Origin of the sequence: Streptomyces sp. NPDC052043 (assembly GCF_044548235.1) — a bacterium.
Taxonomy (GTDB): domain Bacteria; phylum Actinomycetota; class Actinomycetes; order Streptomycetales; family Streptomycetaceae; genus Streptomyces.
Genome location: NZ_JBIUBT010000001.1, coordinates 946,551 through 966,366, shown reverse-complemented (window position 1 = coordinate 966,366; position 19,816 = coordinate 946,551). Strand labels below are relative to the sequence as shown.

Genomic DNA, 19,816 nt, shown 5'->3' with positions numbered 1-19,816 from the left:
TGCGGTCATCGTGGATGCCCTGCGGACATCGTAAGTGACTGCACAGTAACCACCCGGCCGAACAGAGAACCGACCGGGTGGTCACCATCGAAAGCCGATGGGCCGCCCGCGGTTTCAGGCCGACGAGGCCTTTTTGCCCCGCGTCGCCCCGCCACGCCCACGGAGCGCGACACCCGACTCGCTGAGCATCCGGTGAACGAAGCCATACGAGCGGCCGGTCTCCTCGGCCAACGCCCGAATGCTCGCACCGGCGTCGTACTTCTTCTTCAGGTCTGCCGCGAGCTTGTCGCGCGCGGCGCCGGTCACCCGGCTGCCCTTCTTCAGAGTCTCGGCCACCCGTGCCTCCTCATGGGAAGTGCGCTCTGGTCCCCTCATGATCACCCCTCCGGGGCCCGATGGCCACCCATTCGGCAAGGTCCGTGAGACCCGCCCGTGACGACAGGAAGGCATCCCCACAAGCGGAATCCGTTCTTCCGCGCTTCGGCGTCCGTACCGCCGATCGGGTTCTTCCACGAAGTACCTGGTCAGCGACGCACGGCGGCCGAGCCCTTGGCACATAAGGGCTCGGCCGCGAAATCGACGGAGGACACACCTCGATACGAGGAGATCTCACGCAGATGGTGGATCACCGATGGGCCGAATGATCCATACGCCGTTGATCGCCTGTTCGGTCAAGCGAGGGCGACGAGGTCCGCGTAGTCGGCGCCCCACAGGTCCTCGACACCGTCGGGCAGCAGAATGATCCGCTCCGGTTGCAGCGCCTCGACCGCCCCCTCGTCGTGCGTGACGAGGACGACGGCGCCCTTGTAGGTGCGCAGCGCGCCGAGGATCTCCTCGCGGCTGGCCGGGTCGAGGTTGTTGGTGGGCTCGTCGAGCAGCAGGACGTTGGCGGCGGAGACGACCAGGGTCGCCAGCGCCAGGCGGGTCTTCTCGCCGCCGGAGAGGACCCCGGCCGGCTTGTCGACGTCGTCGCCGGAGAACAGGAACGAGCCCAGCACCTTGCGGACCTCGACCAGGTCCATGTCGGGAGCGGCCGAGCGCATGTTCTCCAGCACCGTGCGGTCCGCGTCCAGGGTCTCGTGCTCCTGGGCGTAGTAGCCGAGCTTGAGCCCGTGGCCGTCGACGACCCGGCCGGTGTCGGGCTGCTCCACCCCGCCCAGCAGGCGCAGCAACGTGGTCTTGCCCGCGCCGTTGAGGCCCAGGATGACGACTCGCGAGCCCTTGTCGATGGCCAGGTCGACGTCGGTGAAGATCTCCAGGGAGCCGTACGACTTCGACAGGCCCTCGGCGGTCAGTGGCGTCCTGCCGCAGGCCGCCGGCTCCGGGAAGCGGAGCTTGGCCACCTTGTCGGACTGGCGGACCGCTTCCAGGCCACTGAGCAGCTTGTCCGCGCGGCGGGCCATGTTCTGCGCGGCGACCGTCTTGGTGGCCTTGGCGCGCATCTTGTCGGCCTGCGCGTTGAGCGCGGCGGCCTTCTTCTCGGCGTTGGCCCGCTCGCGCTTGCGGCGCTTCTCGTCGGCCTCGCGCTGCTGCTGGTACAGCTTCCAGCCCATGTTGTAGACGTCGATCTGGGCGCGGTTGGCGTCCAGGTAGAACACCTTGTTGACGACCGTCTCGACCAGGTCGACGTCGTGGGAGATGACGATGAAGCCGCCGCGGTAGGTCTTCAGGTAGTCGCGCAGCCAGATGATCGAGTCGGCGTCGAGGTGGTTGGTGGGCTCGTCGAGGAGCAGGGTGTCGGCGTCGGAGAACAGGATCCGGGCCAGCTCGATGCGGCGGCGCTGACCGCCGGAGAGGGTGTGCAGGGGCTGGCCGAGCACCCGGTCGGGCAGGTTGAGCGCGGCGGCGATGGTGGCGGCCTCGGCCTCGGCGGCGTACCCGCCCTTGGTGAGGAACTCGGTCTCCTGGCGCTCGTACTGCTTGAGCGCCTTCTCGCGGGTGGAGCCCTTGCCGCTGGCGATGCGCTGCTCGTTCTCGCGCATCTTGCGGATCAGCACGTCCAGGCCGCGCGCGGACAGGACGCGGTCCCGGGCGAGTACGTCGAGGTCGCCGGTGCGCGGGTCCTGCGGGAGGTAGCCGACCTCGCCGGAGCGGGTGACGGTGCCGGCGGCGGGGATACCCTCGCCGGCCAGGACCTTGGTGAGGGTGGTCTTGCCCGCGCCGTTGCGGCCGACCAGGCCGATGCGGTCGCCCTTGGCGACGCGGAAGGTGGCGGACTCGATGAGGACGCGGGCACCGGCGCGCAGCTCGATGCCGGAAGCGGAGATCACGGACAGACTCCAGGGCAGGTGTGGTGGCGGGTGGGTGGCTGAGACGGACCCGCCGTCTAATGCACGAGGAGAATGGCCATGGGGGACAGTCTAACGGGGGCGGGCAAGCACTTTTCCGGGTGTTTGCGCCGGGGCGTTGTCAGTGGCCGGTGCCAGACTGGGCGGCGCACCGGACTTGTCGGTGCGAACCGACTCACAGGGAAGTGATCGGCATGGCGAACACGGCCGGCGAACGCCCGAGCATCTACCCGACGCTGCTGTACGCGGACGCCAAGGCGGCCGTCAAACAGCTGACGCAGGCCTTCGGTTTCACGGAACTCGCGGTGTACGAGGGGGAGGACGGCCTCGTGCACCACGCCGAGCTGGTGCAGGGCAACGGCGCGGTGATGCTGGGTTCGAAGGGCCGCGGCGGCCGCTTCGACGAGGCGATGCGCGGCGCGGGCCCCACGGGGGTGTACGTGGTGGTGGACGACGTGGACGCCCACCACCGGCGCGCGGCGGACCACGGCGCGGAGATCCTGATGCCCCCGACGGACCAGGACTACGGCTCCCGGGACTACATGGCCCGGGACGTCGAGGGCAACATCTGGAGCTTCGGCACGTACGCCCCCCGCGTCGAGGGCTGACCCCGGGGCGTCAGTTGCCCCCGGTATGCACCTGGAAGGCCGCCCGGCGGACGGCCTTGGCCAGCGCCGGGTCGGGGTGCGCGGCGGCGAGCGCGACCAGCACCTGCACGGTGCGGGGGTGGCCCACGGTGCGCACCTCGTCGAGCAGCATCGGGACGGTGGGCTGCACCGCGGCCTCCAGGTGCCGTACGAGCATCGAGGCCTCGCCGTGGTCGGTGACCGCGGCGGCGGTGTCGACCCACAGCCACGTGGCCTCCTCGCGGGTGAGCACCTCGTGGGCGTCCTCCGCGTCGACACCGTCGTGCTCGGCGAGCCACAGCAGGGCGTACGGCCTGAGCGCCGGCTCGTCGAGCACGGCCCGTACGTCGGGCTCGGCGGGCGCGCCGACGACCCGCAGCGCCTCGAAGGCGAGCCCGCGCAGCAGCGCGTCCTCGCCCCGGGCGCCGGCGAGCAGCTCGGTGACGGCGCTGCCGACGGGCCGGGCGGCGAGCCAGGCGCGGTACTCGGCCCGGGCCGCGTTGGGCCGCAGCTGCGCGCAGCCGCGGAGCATGTCCTCGGCCGACTGCTCGATGTTCCCGGCGGGGCTCTGCGCGGCCACGCAGATCTGCTCCAGCTTCACCCACACCGCCCAGCTGCCGAGCGGGGTGAGGGTGGCCTGCCCGTCCCCGTCGGTCAGCGCGCCCACCGCGGCGAGGGCCCGCAGCGCCCAGTCGAGGAGGGGCGCCAGCGCGGTGTCCTCGACGGGGGCGGCGAGGGGCGCCACGGCACTCCCCGCCTCGCGAACGGCGGCAGCGGCACCGCCGGGCGCCGGGGCGCCCAGGCCCTCGGGCCCGGAGCCGGCCGTGGCCGGTCCACCCAGCGCCTCGGTCTCCGCCCCGGACACGAGAGCGACGGCAGCACCGTCCGGTGCCGACCAGGCCGGGGCACGTTCGGAGGCGGCACTGTCAGATACGGAGACGGTGGTGGTCGCGGCGGTCCCGGCGGCGGGGACCACCTGAAGAGAGGCCTCCGGACCGGAGACGGCACCCAGCCTTGCGGCGGGCTCGGGGGCGGGCTGCGCGGCCGGGGGCGCGGAGGTGGTGGTGTCGTTCGGGGCCGGGGCCGCCGTGCCCGCGGGGTCGTAGGGGACCTCGCAGCGGTCGGTGCGCAGCTCGGTGACGCGCTGGCGGAGGAGGTCGAGGAGCTGCTCGACGGGGACGGGGCCGGCGGAGAGCTGGAGGAAGGACAGGACCTGCGGCATGGCCGAGACGACCTCGGCGACGGCGGCCGCCTCCTGGCTCTCCGATTCCGGGCAGGCGAGCGACCAGGCGTCGAAGAAGGCCACCCAGCCGCGCAGGACGGCGCTGTCGTCGCGGTCCCAGGCGCGCAGCCGCCAGCCGGGACGGACGTCGTCGCCGTGCACCTCGATGAGGCCGGCGAGCCGGGCGGTGTCCCAGTCGGCACGGACCTGTGCGGCGGTCAGGCCCAGATCGGCAGCCGCCCGTTCGGCGGTCGCGTCGGAGAGGGTGGCCTTGTCGTCGGCCGTCGGCCCCTGGCGGCCCGGCCCGAGGGCGGCGTCCGCCCAGCGGGCGACGCGGGCCGCGCCGGCCAGAAGGGAGCGCGCCATTCTGGCCAGCTCCGCGGGTGCCGGGGTGCCCTCCGGGGGGCGCGGGGCGGGGCGGCGCGATTGCCGCTGGTTCACGGCTCGGGGGGCGGCGGCCAGGGGTCGTGGGCGGACGATGCGAAGCCTGGAGTCGCGCGGGATACGGGACGTCACGGGTGCAGTCTTCCGGTTGACGGTCCGAAAACCCAAACGGAATGTCACGGCAGGCGATCGAGAAGGCCAAGGGAGGACCAAGAGGACCCCTGCCGGGCGCCGTCCGGCCGGTTTCGAAAGGGTCCCGGAGACCTGTCCCGCCGCCGGTCCCGGGGCGGGGGAAGCGGGGCGAAACGGAACCGTGCCGCCGCCTCACATCAGCGGTGTCAGGAAGCGCCGCAGGGCCTCCTCGTACCCCTCGGGGTCGGCGTTCCACATCGCGCCGTGCGGAGCGCTCGGCACCATGTGCAGCGCGACCAGGTTGGGGCGGCGCTCGGCGAGGCGGCGGGAGAGCTGCCAGGGGGCCACCCGGTCGCCCGGGCCGTGGAAGATCAGCGTCGGTACGGTGAGCCCCTCCGGGTCCGTCGCCTCGGCCAGGCGGTCGCCGTACAGACCGGTGCGCCCCTGCGCGGCGCGCACGGCGAGCGGCAGCAGCGGGCCCGGGGTGTGCCGCGCCCGGGCCAGGGCCCGCAGCGTCACCTCCCAGTTGAGCACCGGGGAGTCCAGCACGAGTCCGGAGATCCGCTCGCGCACCGCCGAGCGGGTGGCGGCGCGCAGCGCCATCGTGGCGCCGGTGGACCAGCCGTGCAGCACGATCCGCTCGGCCCCGTACCGCATGGCGTAGCGGATCGCCGCGTCCAGGTCCCGCCACTCGGTCTCGCCGAGGTGGTTCAGGCCGTCCGGCGGGCGGGGCGCGCCGAGGTCGCCGCGGTAGGCGAGGGCCAGTACCGGGAAGTGCCGGCGGTGCAGGAACCCCAGGATGTTCATGGGGAGTTCGCGGGTACTGCCGAGGCCGTGCACCGCGATCACCCAGGTCTCGCGCACCCCGGGCACGAACCAGGCAGGCAGAGGACCGAGTTCGCCGGGGACGTCGACGTCGGCGTGCTCGATACCGAGGGCGCTGCGCGGGTTGCCGACGTGCAGGTTCGGGGTGAGCCACACCTTGTCGCCGCGTTGCAGGACGCCGTGGGTGACGCGTTCCAGTCGGCGTACGACAGTGTCGGGCCGGTGCGGGGCGGTGGGCAGCACGGGGCCCACCACCGCGTGGGAGCCGTCGCCCGCCAGCCCGTAGGTGCCCGGGCGCAGGGAGGCGAGGTCCCGGGTGAGGCTGATCCGGCCGGCGGCCGTGCCGTGCACGGTGAGCCGGGGTTCGGTGGGCAGGGGCCGGCCCGGGGGCGCCTTGAGCGCGGCGTCGCTGGCGAGCCGGCCCGCGGCGACGCTCGCCGCGCCGGCCGCCAGGGCTGCGGTGACGGCCGCGGCCGTCGCTTTGGCAGTGGGCACGGCTCCAGTGTCCTGGCGCACCCGGTCACCGGCCAGTGGGACGGAGGGTCGGGGTGACATGTCCGCGCGGGTTCCATGAAGAGCGGCGTTCATTCCTCGCCGCAGCCCTTCCCGATCTCTGCCCCGGCTCCCTCCCCCTCTCTACCCCTGCCCCTGCCCCTGCTGTCCGTACGCCCGCAGCCGCTCCCCCGCCTGCGCCAGTTGCTCCGGCGTCAACAGGGCCGGTGTCAGGCCGGGGACGCTGGACGCCGCCAGCCACACACGGCACATCCACTCCAGCTGGGCCGTGCGGTCGTAGGCCTGGTCGAGGCCGGCGCCGTGGGTGAGGGTGCCGTGGTTGGCGAGCAGGCAGCCGGTGCGGCCGGCGAGGGCGCGCAGCACGTTCCCGGCCAGTTCCTCGGTGCGGTACGTCGCGTACGGGGCGACCCGGACGGGGCCGCCGAGCGCGCCGGCCATGTAGTGGATCAGCGGCAGCTCGGTGACGAGCGTCGAGACGGCGGTCGCGTGCACGGCGTGGGTGTGGACGACGGCGCCCGCGTCGGTGCCGCGGTAGACGGCGAGGTGCATGGGCAGTTCGCTGGTCGGCACCAGGGTGCCGAGCACCTGTCTGCCGTCCAGGTCGACGCCGGTGACGTCGTCGTCCGTGAGCCGGTCGTAGGGGACGCCCGAGGGGGTGACCAGGACGATGTCGCCGACGCGTACGGACACGTTGCCCGAGGTGCCGACGACCAGCCCGTCCGACACCGTGCGGCGGGCCGCCGCGACCAGTTCCCGCCAGGCGCGCGCCGTGTCCCCGGACACGTCCGCCCCGGCCCCTCGCGCCTTGGCCCGCTCGCCTTGTGCGTCCGCTCGGTCCCGCCGCTGTTCGGTCATGCGCCGATCCTGCCAGGACGCCTCCCGCGAGCGGCCGTTCCTGTCCGCCGGAACGCGGGAAGGAACACCGCGATGACCGCCTCAGTTCATCTTCCGTTCACCCGGGTTACCTACGTTCAACGCGCCAATGACGCTCGAACGATTGCCTGGGTAAATGGAAAGCTTCTCGCTGATCCTCGCGATGGTGGTGATCACCGCACTCGCGTTTGATTTCACGAACGGTTTCCACGACACCGCCAACGCGATGGCCACGACCATCTCCACCGGCGCGCTCAAGCCCAAGGTCGCGGTGGCCATGTCCGCCGCGCTGAACCTGGTGGGCGCCTTCCTCTCCGTGGAGGTCGCCAACACGATCTCCAAGGGTCTCGTCGACGAGAGCGGCATCCGTCCCGAAGTCATCTTCGCCGCCCTGGTGGGCGCGATCCTCTGGAATCTGCTGACCTGGCTGGTCGGACTCCCCTCCAGCTCCTCGCACGCCCTCATGGGCGGTCTGATCGGCGCCACCATCGCCTCGGCCGGCTTCAGCGCCGTGCACGGCGGTGTCCTGCTCACCAAGGTCCTCATCCCGGCGGTCGTCGCCCCGGTCGTCGCGGGTCTGGCCGCGCTGGTCGCGACCCGGCTGTCGTACGGCATCGGCAGCAAGTCGCATTCGCACGGCAGGGCGGCCGAGAAGGGCCACCGCGCGGGGCAGATCGCCTCCGCGGGCCTGGTCTCGCTGGCCCACGGCACCAACGACGCGCAGAAGACGATGGGCGTCATCACCCTCGCCCTGGTCGCCGGCGGCGCCCTCGCCCCCGGCTCGAACCCTCCCACCTGGGTCATCCTCTCCGCGGGTCTGGCCATCGCGCTCGGCACCTACATCGGCGGCTGGCGCATCATCCGCACCATGGGCAAGGGCCTGACCGACCTCCAGCCGCAGCAGGGCTTCGCCGCCCAGACCAGCGCGGCCACCGCCATCCTGGCCTCCTCCCACCTCGGCTTCTCCCTGTCCACCACGCACGTCGTCTCGGGTTCGGTGATGGGCGCGGGCCTGGGCCGCAAGGGCGGCGTGGTCCGCTGGTCCACCGCGACCCGCATGGCCGTCGCCTGGGCGCTCACCCTGCCCGCCGCGGCCCTGGTCGGGGCCGGCGCGGAGGCCGTGACCCGGCTCGGCGCCTGGGGCACCTGCCTCGTCGCCGTGTTCCTGGTGGCCTCCAGCGCCGCGATCTGGAAGATCTCCCGCCGTGAGGTCGTCGACCACACCAACGTCAACAACACCGGCACCGACGCCGACACCGAGGAGCCGGCCGGCGTGGTCACCCAGGCCATCGCCGCCGTCATCCCGCCGCCGGCCTCCCCGGTGACCGACACGCTCACGGCCACGATCCCCGCCCAGCCCTCCGCGCCCGCCACCGACCCCGCGTCCGTCGCGCCCCCGCCGGCCGCCGCCGTCTGAGCTCGCGTCCAGGCAGAAGGAAGAGAACACCATGAAGATCGACTGGGCGGCCCTCGGCTCCGTCTTCGGCGTCAGCCTCGGCGTCACGGTGGGCCTCGTGGCCCTGTTCACCCTCGGCATCGCCGGTCTCTCCCGCCGCGAGCGGGCCGTCGCCCAGGGCGACGGCAGCGGGGTCCTCGCGGTCACCGGCGCCTACGCCTGCTTCGCCGCGTGCGCCGCCGCGGTGGCCTACGGGATCCACCTGATCATGGCGTAGCCGTACTGCCCGGCGCGGCCGGGACCCTGGCGACCGGGTCGGATCCGCGTGACGGGTCCCGCCCGACCCACACGTCACCACGTCACCCGCTCTTGCCGGACCGTCCCCGCGACGGCCCGGGAAGGGCGGGTTTTCCCGTCCGGCCCGCCCCGGGGTGTGGGCCTCATCTCAGTACCCCTGCGCAGGTCAACGGCAGGTTGACGGGTGTTCGCGGTGCGTGGTGGACTGCCGGAGCCACATACGGCGGCAGGAGAGGAAGCCCGGTGCGAATCCGGCGCGGTCCCGCCACTGTGACCGGGGAAGAACATCCCCGGGAGTCAGGAACTCTCACCGCCGGTCTCGTCGAACCAGGGCGTGGACACCCTGAGTGAGGACATGTATCGCCATGCGCGGCTGCCGACCGAGGTTCACCAGCGACTCACTGACCGACCGCACGACCGGCTGACCCGATGGGTGCCGATCGCGACTTCGCGTACGGCGCCGCCGCCGGCCTCCTCGGTGACCTGCTCCTCGGCGATCCGCGCCGCGGGCACCCCGTCGCCGTGTTCGGACGGGCCGCGGGTGCCGTGGAACGCGCGCTGTGGCGGGACCACCGCGGCTGGGGCGCCCTGCACACCGCCGTGTGCGTGGGGGGCGTCGTGTCGTCGGCCGCGCTGGCCGCGTCTGCCCTGCGTCCTTCCCGTACCGCGTCCGTCGCGCTGACCGCCGCCGCCACCTGGGCCGTCGTCGGCGGGACCTCCCTCGCCCGGGAGGCGCGGGTGATCGGACGCGCGCTGGAGACCGGTGACATCGAGGGCGCCCGGGCGCGGCTGCCGCATCTGTGCGGGCGCGACCCTCAGGCACTGGACGCCGACGGCATCGCCCGCGCCGTGGTCGAGTCCGTCGCCGAGAACACCTCCGACGCGGTGGTGGGCGCGCTGGTGTGGGGAGCCGCCGCCGGTGTGCCGGGGCTCCTCGGCTTCCGCGCGGTCAACACCCTGGACGCCATGGTCGGGCACAAGTCCCCCCGCTACCGCCGCTACGGCTGGGCCTCGGCCCGGCTCGACGACCTCGCCGGATGGCCGGGGGCGCGGCTCACCGCCGCCCTGGCCGCCGTCGCGGGCGACGACCCGCGCGGTGCCGTACGCGCCTGGCGCGCCGACGCCGGCAAGCATCCGAGCCCCAACGCCGGCCCGGTGGAAGCCTCGTTCGCGGGGGCGCTCGGCGTGCGCCTTGGCGGCACGCTCTCGTACGCCGGGCGCGTGGAGCACCGCCCGGTGCTCAACGGCCCCGGACGCGCCGTCCGGCCGGGTGACATCGAGCGCGCGGTACGGCTCTCCCGCCGCGTGGGCTGGCTCGCGCTCGGCGTGTGCGCGGGCGTACGGCTGCTGAAGAGAGGACGGACGTCATGAGCGGCGGTCTGCTCGTCGCCGGCACCACCTCCGACGCCGGGAAGAGCGTCGTCACGGCCGGGATCTGCCGGTGGCTGGTGCGCCAGGGCGTGAAGGTCGCCCCGTTCAAGGCGCAGAACATGTCCCTCAACTCCTTCGTCACCCGCGAGGGCGCCGAGATCGGGCGGGCGCAGGCCATGCAGGCCCAGGCGTGCCGCGTCGAGCCGACCGCGCTGATGAACCCGGTGCTGCTCAAGCCGGGCGGCGAGCAGAGCAGTCAGGTGGTGCTGCTCGGCAGGCCGGTGGGTGAGATGAGCGCCCGCGGCTACCACGGCGGGCGGCAGCAGCGGCTCCTCGGCACCGTCCTCGACTGCCTCGCCGAGCTGCGGAGCACGTACGACGCGGTGATCTGCGAGGGGGCGGGCAGCCCGGCGGAGATCAACCTGCGCCGCACCGACATCGTCAACATGGGGATCGCGCGCGGCGGGCGGCTGCCCGTGCTCGTCGTCGGCGACATCGACCGCGGCGGCGTCTTCGCCTCCTTCTTCGGCACGCTCGCGCTGCTGTCTCGTCAGGACCAGGAACTGGTCGCCGGGTTCCTCGTCAACAAGTTCCGCGGGGACGTCTCGCTGCTCGAACCCGGCCTCGACATGCTGCACGGGCTCACGGGACGGCGTACGTACGGCGTGCTGCCGTTCCGGCACGGGCTCGGCATCGACGAGGAGGACGGACTGCGCGTCTCGCTGCGGGGCGCGGTGCGGGAGTCCACCGTGGCGCCGCCGGTCGGCGAGGACGTGCTGCGGGTCGCCGTCTGCGCCGTGCCGCTGATGTCCAACTTCACCGACGTCGACGCGCTCGCCGCCGAACCAGGCGTCGTCGTGCGGTTCGTGGACCGTCCCGAGGAACTGACCGACGCCGACCTCGTCGTCGTACCCGGCACGCGGGGCACGGTCAGGACACTGGAGTGGCTGCGGGAGCGGGGGCTTGCGCGGGCCCTCGCGAGAAGGGCGGCGGACGGGCGGCCCGTGCTCGGCATCTGCGGCGGTTTCCAGCTTCTCGGCGAGCACATCGAGGACGACGTCGAGTCGCGAGCCGGACACGTGGACGGCCTCGGACTGCTGCCCGTACGGGTCAGGTTCGCCCGCGAGAAGACCCTCACCCGGCCGGAGGGCGAAGCCCTCGGCGAACGGGTCGAGGGGTACGAGATCCACCACGGGGTCGCCGAAGTCACCGGCGGAAGTCCCTTCTTGGACGGGTGCCGGGTCGGCGCCGTCTGGGGCACCCACTGGCACGGCTCCCTGGAGTCGGACGGCTTCCGCCGGGCCTTCCTGCGCGAGGTGGCGGCCGCCGCCGGCCGGCGTTTCGTGCCGGCGCCCGACACCTCGTTCGCCGCGCTGCGCGAGGAGCAGCTCGACCGGCTCGGCGACCTGATCGAACAGCACGCGGACACGGACGCGCTGTGGCGACTCATCGAGTCGGGCGCGCCGCAAGGACTGCCTTTCATTCCACCGGGAGCGCCCGCATGAGCACAGTGTTGTTGTTGTCGACCGCCGACACCGATCTGCTCGCCGCCCGAGCCTCGGCGGCCTCCTACCGGATCGGCAACCCGACCCGCGTGGACGTCGGCGAGGAACTTCCCCGGCTGCTCGACGGCGCGGACCTCGCCGTCGTACGGCTGCTCGGCGGCAAGCGGGCCTGGGAGGACGGGCTCGCCGCGCTGAAGGCCTCCGGCGTCCCGACGGTGCTGCTGGGCGGCGAGGCCGTACCGGACGCCGAGCTGATGGCGGAGTCGTCGGTGCCGGCCGGAGTCGTGGCGGAGGCGCTGAAGTACCTCGTCGAGGGCGGCCCGGAGAACCTCGCGGAACTCGCCCGGTTCCTGTCCGACACGGTGCTGCTGACCGGTGAGGGCTTCGAGGAGCCGCAGCGGATGCCGGAGTACGGCGTCCACGGCGAACGCGCCTTCGTGGAAGGCCGCCCGACCGTCGGCGTGCTCTTCTACCGCGCCCACGAACTCAGCGGCAACACGGCGTTCGTGGACACCCTGTGCGACGCGATGGAGGCGCACGACGCCAACGCCCTTCCTATCTTCTGCGGTTCGCTGCGCGGTGCGGACGCCGGGCTGTACGAGATCCTCGGACGCGCCGACGCCCTGGTCGCCACCGTCCTCGCGGCCGGCGGCACGCACGCCTCGCAGGCGTCGGCGGGCGGTGACGAGGAGGCCTGGGACATCGGGGCGCTCGCGGACCTGAACATCCCCGTGCTGCAGGGGCTCTGCCTCACCTCGTCCCGGGCTGCCTGGGACGCGTCCGACGCCGCCCTCTCCCCCATGGACGCGGCCATGCAGGTCGCCATCCCGGAGTTCGACGGGCGGCTGATCACCGTCCCGTTCTCCTTCAAGGAGCAGGGACCGGACGACGTGCCGGTGTACGCGGCCGACCCCGAGCGGGCCGCCCGGGTCGCCGGGATCGCCGTACGGCACGCACGGCTCGGGCACAAGCCGAACGCCGAGAAGAAGCTCGGCCTGGTCTTCACCGCCTATCCGACCAAGCACTCCCGGGTCGGCAACGCCGTCGGCCTCGACACCCCCGCCTCGGCGGTGCGGGTGCTCGACGCGCTCCGGGACGCCGGGTACTCCCTCACGGAATACCCGGACAACGGCGACGAGTTGATCCACCGGCTCATCGAGGCCGGCGGCCACGACGTCGAGTGGCTGACCGAGGACCAGCTGGCCGCCGCGCCCGCACGGGTGCCGCTCGCGGACTACCGGGCGTGGTTCGACACCCTGGACCCCGAGCTGCGCAGCGCCATGCTGGAGGCCTGGGGCGAACCGCCGGGCAGCCTGTATGTCGACGGCGACGAGATCGTCCTCGCCTCCCTCCAGTTCGGGAACGTCGTGGTGATGATCCAGCCGCCGCGCGGCTTCGGCGAGAACCCGATCGCGATCTACCACGACCCCGACATGCCGCCGTCCCACCACTACATGGCGGCCTACCGCTGGCTGGAGAACTCCTTCGGCGCCGACGCCGTCGTCCACATGGGCAAGCACGGCACGATGGAGTGGCTGCCGGGCAAGGGCCTGGGGCTGAGCGGGGGGTGCGCCCCGGACGCGGTCCTCGGCGACCTGCCGCTGATCTACCCCTTCATCGTCAACGACCCCGGTGAGGGCACCCAGGCCAAGCGGCGCGGGCACGCCACGGTCGTCGACCACCTCGTCCCGCCGATGGCGCGCGCCGACACCTACGGCGACCTGGCCAAGCTGGAGCAGCTCCTCGACGAGTACGCGCTCGTCTCCGACCTGGACCCGGTCAAGGCGCCCGCCGTGCGCGCCCAGATCTGGACCCTGGTCAAGGCCGCCGAACTGCACCACGACCTCCATGTGGACGAGCAGCCGGACGACGGCGACTTCGACGAGTTCGTCATGCACATCGACGGCTATCTCTGCGAGATCAAGGACGTGCAGATCAGGGACGGTCTGCACATCCTCGGCGGCGGACCGGTCGGCGAGCCGCGGGTGAACCTGGTGCTGGCCGTGCTGCGCGCCTCCCAGGTGTGGGGCGGGCAGGCGAACGCGCTGCCGGGGCTGCGGGCCTGTCTCGCGGAGCACTTCGGTCTGGTGGAGAAGGAGTTGCTGGCCGAGCCGGGCGCCGCGGTGAAGGTGCCGGTGGAGCTGACGGACCTGGTGGACGGCCCCTCGCGCACGGCGGCGGACGCCATCGACCTGCTGGAGCAGCTGTGCCGGCGGATCACCGAGGGCATGGAGGAGCGCGGCTGGGCGGCCGACGCGGGTCCCGCGCTCGTACGGGAGGTGCTGGGCACCGAACTCCCGGACGCCACGGCAGTGCTGGAGTTCGCCTGCACCGAGGTCGTGCCGCGGCTGGCGCGTACGACGGACGAGATCGGGCACATCCTGCGGGCGCTGGACGGCGGTTACGTCCCCGCCGGTCCGTCGGGCTCGCCGACCCGGGGCCTGGTCAACGTGCTGCCGACCGGGCGCAACTTCTACTCGGTCGACCCCAAGGCGATCCCGTCGCGGCTGAGTTGGGAGGTCGGCCAGTCGCTGGCGGACTCGCTGGTGGCCCGCTATCTGCAGGACACGGGCGCGTACCCGAAGTCGGTCGGCCTGACGGTCTGGGGCACGTCCGCGATGCGCACGCAGGGTGACGACATCGCCGAGATCCTGGCACTGCTGGGCTGCCGCCCGGTGTGGGACGACGCCTCGCGCCGGGTGACCGGCTTCGAGGTGGTCTCCCTGGAGGAGCTGGGCCGGCCGCGCATCGACGTGACGGTCCGCATCTCGGGCTTCTTCCGGGACGCGTTCCCGCACGTGGTCGGCCTGATCGACGACGCGGTACGGGCGGTGGCCGAGCTGGAGGAGCCCGCCGACCGGAACTTCGTCAAGGCGCACGCCGACGAGGACACCGCCGAACACGGCGACCGGCGCCGCGCCACGGCCCGCATCTTCGGCTCCAAGCCGGGCGCGTACGGCGCGGGTCTGCTGCCGCTGATCGACGCGCGCAACTGGCGCAGTGACGCCGACCTCGCCGAGGTGTACGCGGTCTGGGGCGGCTACGCCTACGGGCGCGGGCTCGACGGGCGGGCGGCGCGCGGGGACATGGAGACGGCGTTCCGGCGGATCGCGGTGGCGGCGAAGAACGTCGACACGAGGGAGCACGACCTCGTCGACGCGGACGACTACTTCCAGTACCACGGCGGCATGGTCGCCATGGTGCGGCACCTGACGGGGGCGAGCCCGGAGGCGTACGTCGGGGACTCCGCCGTGCCGGACCAGGTGAAGACGCGGACGCTGGGCGAGGAGACGCACCGTGTCTTCCGTGCCCGGGTGGTCAACCCCCGCTGGATGGCGGCCATGCGCCGGCACGGCTACAAGGGCGCCTTCGAGATGGCGGCGACCGTCGACTACCTCTTCGGGTACGACGCCACGGCGGGCGTGGTCGACGACTGGATGTACGAGAAGTTGGCGTCCGAGTACGTGTTCTCGCCGGAGAACCAGGAGTTCATGCGGAAGTCCAACCCGTGGGCCCTGCGGGGCATCACGGAACGCCTGCTGGAGGCAGCGGACCGCGGGCTGTGGGCGGAGCCGGACGCGGACACGCTGGAACGGCTTCGGGCCACCTACCTGGAGCTGGAGGGCGACTTGGAGGGCGAGGACAAGTGACCACCCCGTTTCCGTTCACGGCTGTCGTCGGACAGGACGACCTGCGGCTCGCGCTGCTGCTGAACGCGGTGTCGCCCCAGGTGGGCGGCGTACTCGTGCGCGGCGAGAAGGGCACGGCCAAGAGCACCGCCGTGCGTGCCCTTTCCGCGCTGCTGCCCCAGGTGGACGTCGTCCCCGGGTGCCGTTTCTCCTGTGACCCCGCCGCGCCCGACCCCGCCTGCCCGGACGGGCCGCACGAGCCGGGGGCCGGTGCCGAGCGGCCGGCGCGGATGGTCGAACTCCCCGTCGGCGCCTCGGAGGACCGGCTCGTGGGCGCGCTCGACATCGAGCGGGCGCTCGCCGAGGGCGTGAAAGCCTTCGAGCCGGGGCTGCTCGCCGACGCGCACCGCGGGATCCTCTACGTCGACGAGGTCAACCTGCTGCACGACCACCTCGTGGACCTCTTGCTCGACGCCGCCGCCATGGGCGCCTCCTACGTCGAGCGCGAGGGTGTTTCCGTACGGCACACCGCCCGGTTCCTGCTCGTCGGGACCATGAACCCCGAGGAGGGCGAGCTGCGGCCGCAGCTCCTCGACCGGTTCGGGCTCACCGTCGAGGTCGCGGCCTCGCGGGAGCCCGACGAGCGGGTGGAGGTCGTGCGCAGGCGACTCGCCCACGACGACGATCCCGCCGCCTTCGCCACGCGCTGGGCCGACGAGGAGGCCGCCGTACGGCAGCGGATCGTGGCCGCGCGGGAGCTGCTGCCGCAGGTCCGGCTGGGCGATGGCGCGCTGCGGCAGATCGCCGCGACCTGTGCGGCCTTCGAGGTCGACGGCATGCGCGCCGACATCGTCATGGCGCGTACGGCGACCGCGCTGGCCGCCTGGGCCGGGCGGACCGACGTGCTCGCCGAGGACGTCCGGCAGGCCGCGCTGCTGGCCCTCCCGCACCGCAGGCGCCGCAACCCCTTCGACGCGCCGGGCCTGGACGAGGACAAGCTCGACGAGACCCTCCAGGAGTTCGGGGGCTCGGAGGACGACGATCCCGACCCCGGTCCCGACGGACCCGGCGGTGGCGGCGGGCAGCCCGCCCCCGATGACGACGGCGGCCCGCAGGACGGTGACACCGCCGCACAGCCCGAGGCCGGCGACGGCGGCGGCGAGCCGCAGCCCTCCGGCGCCGGTGCCGGCGAGCAGTCCGCCGTACGCGCCTCCGAGCCGTTCCGTACCAAGGTGCTGAGCGTGCCCGGCCTCGGCGAGGGTGCCGCCGGCCGACGTTCGCGGGCGCGGACCGAGCACGGGCGCACGATCGGGGCCCGGCGGCCCCAAGGCGCCCTGACCAAGCTGCACTTGGCGGCCACCGTGCAGGCCGCCGCCCCGCACCAGTTGGCGCGTGGACGGTCCGGGCCGGGGCTGGTCGTCCGTCGGGACGATCTGCGGCAGGCGGCCCGCGAGGGGCGCGAGGGGAACCTCGTCCTGTTCGTGGTCGACGCCTCCGGGTCCATGGCCGCCCGGCAGCGCATGAGCGCCGTGAAGGGTGCCGTGCTGTCCCTGCTCCTCGACGCCTACCAGCGGCGCGACAAGGTGGGCCTGGTGACCTTCCGCGGCAAGGAAGCGCAGGTCGCGCTCCCGCCGACCTCGTCCGTCGACGCCGCCGCGGCCCGGCTGGAGTCGCTGCCCACGGGCGGGCGCACTCCGCTGGCGGCCGGGCTGCTCAAGGCGCACGAGGTACTGCGGATCGAGCGGCTGCGGGATCCCGCGCGGCGGGCCCTGGTCGTGGTGGTGACCGACGGACGGGCCACCGGCGGTCCCGAACCGGTCGCCCTCGCTGGGCGTGCGGCGCGGCTGTTCGCGGCCGAGGGGACCGCGTCCGTGGTCGTGGACTGCGAGTCGGGGCCGGTACGGCTCGGGCTCGCCGGACAGCTCGCGCGTGAGCTGGACGGCACGGCCGTGACGTTGGACGAGCTGCGCGCGGACAGCATCGCCGGTCTCGTCAGGGACGTCCAGGGAACGTCGAGGAGGGCAGCGTAATGCCGCAGGGACAGCCGAGTGCCGTACCGGACGACGGGCTGACGACGCGTCAGCGGCGCAACCGGCCGCTGGTCGTCGTGCACACCGGCGTCGGCAAGGGCAAGTCCACCGCCGCCTTCGGTCTGGCGCTGCGCGCCTGGAACCAGGGCTGGCCGATCGGGGTGTTCCAGTTCGTCAAGTCGGCGAAGTGGCGGGTCGGCGAGGAGCGCGCGCTGCGGGTGCTCGGCGACTCCGGCGAGGGCGGGAGCGTCGACTGGCACAAGATGGGCGAGGGCTGGTCCTGGGTGCAGCGCGACGCGCAGATGGACAACGAGCAGAAGGCACGCGAGGGCTGGGAGCAGGTCAAGCGGGACCTGGCCGCCGAGACGTACCGGCTGTACGTGCTCGACGAGTTCGCGTACCCGATGCACTGGGGCTGGGTGGACACCGCCGAGGTCGTGGACGTACTGCGGAACCGGCCGGGTACCCAGCATGTCGTGATCACCGGGCGGAACGCGCCGCAGGAACTGGTCGACCTCGCCGACCTCGTCACCGACATGTCCAAGGTCAAGCATCCGATGGACGTCGGGCAGAAGGGGCAGAGGGGCATCGAGTGGTGATGTCCTCGTCCGTGCCCCGGCTGGTCGTTGCCGCGCCGGCCTCCGGCAGCGGCAAGACCACCGTCGCCACGGGGCTGATGGCCGCGCTGACCGGGCGGGGGCTTGCCGTGTCCCCGCACAAGGTCGGCCCGGACTACATCGACCCCGGGTATCACGCGCTCGCCACCGGGCGGGTGGGGCGCAACCTGGACGCGTACCTGTGCGGGCCCGAGCTGATCGGGCCGCTGTTCCTGCACGGTGCGCGCGGGTGCGACATCGCCGTCGTCGAGGGCGTGATGGGGCTGTACGACGGGGCCGCCGGGGAGGGTGAGCTGGCGTCCACCGCGCAGGTGGCGAAGCTGCTGCGGGCGCCGGTGGTGCTGGTCGTCGACGCGTCGGCGCAGTCCCGGTCGGTGGCGGCGCTGGTGCACGGGTTCGTGACCTGGGACCCCGAGGTACGGGTCGGGGGCGTGATCCTCAACAAGGTGGCCTCCGACCGGCACGAGGCGCTGCTGCGCGAGGCGCTGGACTCGGTCGGGGTGCCCGTGCTGGGGGTTCTGCGCCGGGTCGAGCAGGTGGACACGCCGTCCCGCCATCTCGGTCTGGTGCCGGTCGCCGAGCGGCGGGCGGCGGCCGTGGACGCGGTGGCGGCGATGGCGGCGCAGGTCGCCGGTGGGTGCGATCTGGAGGCGCTGGTCGCGCTGGCGCGCGGCGCGGGGGCGTTGTCGTGCGCGGCCTGGGACGCGGCCGAGGCGCTGCCCTCCCCGGGCGGTGAGGAGCCCCGGGAGAGGCCGAGGGTCGCCGTCGCCGGCGGGTCCGCCTTCACCTTCTCCTACGCCGAGCACGCCGAGTTGCTCGGCGCCGCCGGGGCCGAGGTGGTGTCCTTCGACCCGCTGCGGGACGAGCGGCTGCCCGAGGGGACCCGCGGGCTGGTCGTCGGGGGCGGCTTTCCCGAGGTGTACGCGACGGAGCTGTCCGCCAACGAGCCGTTGCGCGGGGCCGTCGCCGGGCTCGCGCTCGGTGGTGCTCCCGTCGCCGCCGAGTGCGCGGGGCTGCTGTATCTGTGCCGGGAGCTGGACGGGCAGCCGATGTGCGGGGTGCTGGACGCCTCGGCGCGGATGACCGGGCGGCTCACGCTCGGCTACCGGGACGCCGTGGCCGTGAGCGACAGCGTGCTCGCCGGGGCCGGGGAGCGGATGCGGGGGCACGAGTTCCACCGGACCGTCGTCGAACCCGGCTCGGGGACGGGGGCGGCGGCACCCGCCTGGGGCGTGCGCGTCCCCGAGCGGCGGGTCGAAGGCTTCGTACAGAGCAACGTGCACGCGAGTTATCTGCACACGCACTGGGCCGCCGCGCCCGGTGTCGCCCGTCGGTTCGTCGAGAGGTGCCGGACGTCATGAGCAGCAGGCTGATCGGAGTCGGCGTGGGTCCCGGCGATCCGGAGCTGGTGACCGTCAAGGGCGTCAACGCCCTGCGTGCCGCGGACGTCGTCGTGGTGCCCGTCATGGGCGCGTCCGACGGAACGGACGGCGGGGAGCGGGGGCGTGCCGAGGCGACCGTGCTGCACTACGTGCCCTCGGAGAAGGTCGTCCGGGTGGTGTTCGCGCTGAACGAGCGGTCGGACCGGGCGCGGCGGGAGGCCGCGTGGGACGCGGCCGGGCAGCGGGTCGCCGGGCTGCTCGAGGACCGCGGCACGGTCGCCTTCGCCACCATCGGCGATCCCAACGTCTACTCGACCTTCACGTATCTCGCGCAGACCGTCGCCGCCCTGGTGCCGGGGACCGTGGTGGAGACGGTGCCCGGGATCACCGCGATGCAGGACCTGGCGGCGCGTTCGGGGGCCGTGCTGACCGAGGGCACCGAGCCGCTGACCCTGGTGCCGGTCACCGCGGGGGCCGCCGTGCTCAAGGAGGCGCTGAGCGGGCCCGGAACCGTCGTGGCGTACAAGTTCGGGCGGCAGGCGCGTGAGGTGGCCGAGGCGCTGCGGGACAGCGGGCGGCTCGACGACGCGGTGTGGGGGTCGGCGCTGGGGCTGCCGGAGGAGTCGATCCGGCCGGCGTCGGAGCTCGACGGGGGTCCGCTGCCGTACCTGTCGACGCTCATCGCGCCCGCGCGGCGCGAGGACGGGCGGGGCGGCAAGCTGTGAG

Annotated in this window: 15 protein-coding genes and 1 riboswitch; of the genes, 10 read left to right on the top strand and 5 right to left on the bottom strand. The window is 73.4% G+C overall.

Annotated elements, in window-relative coordinates; translation table 11 throughout:
* Positions 1-114 precede the first annotated feature (114 nt).
* A complete protein-coding gene (locus ACIHCX_RS04565) occupies positions 115-336 on the bottom strand; it encodes a helix-turn-helix domain-containing protein (protein WP_400026461.1) in 222 nt (73 codons plus the stop codon).
* A gap of 335 nt (positions 337-671) precedes the next feature.
* Complete coding sequence (locus tag ACIHCX_RS04560; RefSeq protein ID WP_400026460.1) at positions 672-2,270, bottom strand: ABC-F family ATP-binding cassette domain-containing protein; 1,599 nt, start codon at positions 2,268-2,270, stop codon at positions 672-674.
* A 212-nt stretch (positions 2,271-2,482) separates the two neighbouring features.
* Between ACIHCX_RS04560 and ACIHCX_RS04555 the strand changes: the two genes are divergently transcribed.
* Positions 2,483-2,896 (top strand): VOC family protein, encoded by a 414-nt coding sequence (locus ACIHCX_RS04555; RefSeq protein ID WP_400026457.1) that lies wholly within the window; start codon positions 2,483-2,485, stop codon positions 2,894-2,896.
* Between the two features lie 10 nt (positions 2,897-2,906).
* Here the strand turns inward: ACIHCX_RS04555 and ACIHCX_RS04550 are convergent, their stop codons facing one another.
* The 3 genes from ACIHCX_RS04550 to ACIHCX_RS04540 form a co-directional block, all read right to left on the bottom strand.
* Positions 2,907-4,502, bottom strand: coding sequence for a hypothetical protein (locus ACIHCX_RS04550; RefSeq protein WP_400026456.1), 1,596 nt, complete (start codon positions 4,500-4,502; stop codon positions 2,907-2,909).
* A 342-nt stretch (positions 4,503-4,844) separates the two neighbouring features.
* Positions 4,845-5,972, bottom strand: a complete 1,128-nt coding sequence (locus tag ACIHCX_RS04545; RefSeq protein WP_400026454.1) for an alpha/beta hydrolase — start codon at positions 5,970-5,972, stop codon at positions 4,845-4,847.
* A gap of 141 nt (positions 5,973-6,113) precedes the next feature.
* Positions 6,114-6,845 (bottom strand): class II aldolase/adducin family protein, encoded by a 732-nt coding sequence (locus ACIHCX_RS04540; protein WP_400026452.1) that lies wholly within the window; start codon positions 6,843-6,845, stop codon positions 6,114-6,116.
* Positions 6,846-6,999: 154 nt separating this feature from the next.
* On the opposite strand from ACIHCX_RS04540, the gene ACIHCX_RS04535 reads away from it, so the two are divergent.
* The 9 genes from ACIHCX_RS04535 (at position 7,000) to cobI (ending at position 19,815) form a co-directional block, all read left to right on the top strand.
* Positions 7,000-8,280: an anion permease gene (locus ACIHCX_RS04535; protein WP_400026451.1), complete on the top strand. Its 1,281-nt coding sequence runs from the start codon at positions 7,000-7,002 to the stop codon at positions 8,278-8,280.
* A 31-nt stretch (positions 8,281-8,311) separates the two neighbouring features.
* Positions 8,312-8,536 (top strand): hypothetical protein, encoded by a 225-nt coding sequence (locus tag ACIHCX_RS04530; RefSeq protein ID WP_400026449.1) that lies wholly within the window; start codon positions 8,312-8,314, stop codon positions 8,534-8,536.
* A 203-nt stretch (positions 8,537-8,739) separates the two neighbouring features.
* Positions 8,740-8,884, top strand: a riboswitch (cobalamin riboswitch).
* Positions 8,885-8,985: 101 nt separating this feature from the next.
* Positions 8,986-9,927 carry a cobalamin biosynthesis protein gene (locus ACIHCX_RS04525; RefSeq protein WP_400026448.1) on the top strand — a complete coding sequence of 314 codons (942 nt, stop codon included), beginning with the start codon at positions 8,986-8,988 and terminating at the stop codon, positions 9,925-9,927.
* The gene (locus tag ACIHCX_RS04520) at positions 9,924-11,432 is read left to right on the top strand and encodes a cobyric acid synthase (RefSeq protein WP_400026447.1); all 1,509 of its coding nucleotides are present in this window, start codon (positions 9,924-9,926) and stop codon (positions 11,430-11,432) included. Before ACIHCX_RS04525 ends, ACIHCX_RS04520 begins: the two co-directional genes overlap by 4 nt.
* A complete protein-coding gene (gene cobN / locus ACIHCX_RS04515; RefSeq protein ID WP_400026446.1) occupies positions 11,429-15,082 on the top strand; it encodes a cobaltochelatase subunit CobN in 3,654 nt (1,217 codons plus the stop codon). The genes ACIHCX_RS04520 and cobN overlap by 4 nt, the downstream gene beginning before the upstream one ends.
* Positions 15,079-17,091 (top strand): putative cobaltochelatase, encoded by a 2,013-nt coding sequence (locus tag ACIHCX_RS04510; protein WP_400026444.1) that lies wholly within the window; start codon positions 15,079-15,081, stop codon positions 17,089-17,091. Before cobN ends, ACIHCX_RS04510 begins: the two co-directional genes overlap by 4 nt.
* Positions 17,091-17,690: a cob(I)yrinic acid a,c-diamide adenosyltransferase gene (gene cobO / locus ACIHCX_RS04505; RefSeq protein ID WP_400026443.1), complete on the top strand. Its 600-nt coding sequence runs from the start codon at positions 17,091-17,093 to the stop codon at positions 17,688-17,690. The genes ACIHCX_RS04510 and cobO overlap by 1 nt, the downstream gene beginning before the upstream one ends.
* Positions 17,690-19,069, top strand: coding sequence for a cobyrinate a,c-diamide synthase (locus ACIHCX_RS04500; protein ID WP_400026442.1), 1,380 nt, complete (start codon positions 17,690-17,692; stop codon positions 19,067-19,069). The genes cobO and ACIHCX_RS04500 overlap by 1 nt, the downstream gene beginning before the upstream one ends.
* A complete protein-coding gene (cobI, locus tag ACIHCX_RS04495) occupies positions 19,066-19,815 on the top strand; it encodes a precorrin-2 C(20)-methyltransferase (protein ID WP_400026441.1) in 750 nt (249 codons plus the stop codon). Before ACIHCX_RS04500 ends, cobI begins: the two co-directional genes overlap by 4 nt.
* Position 19,816: the final 1 nt, after the last annotated feature.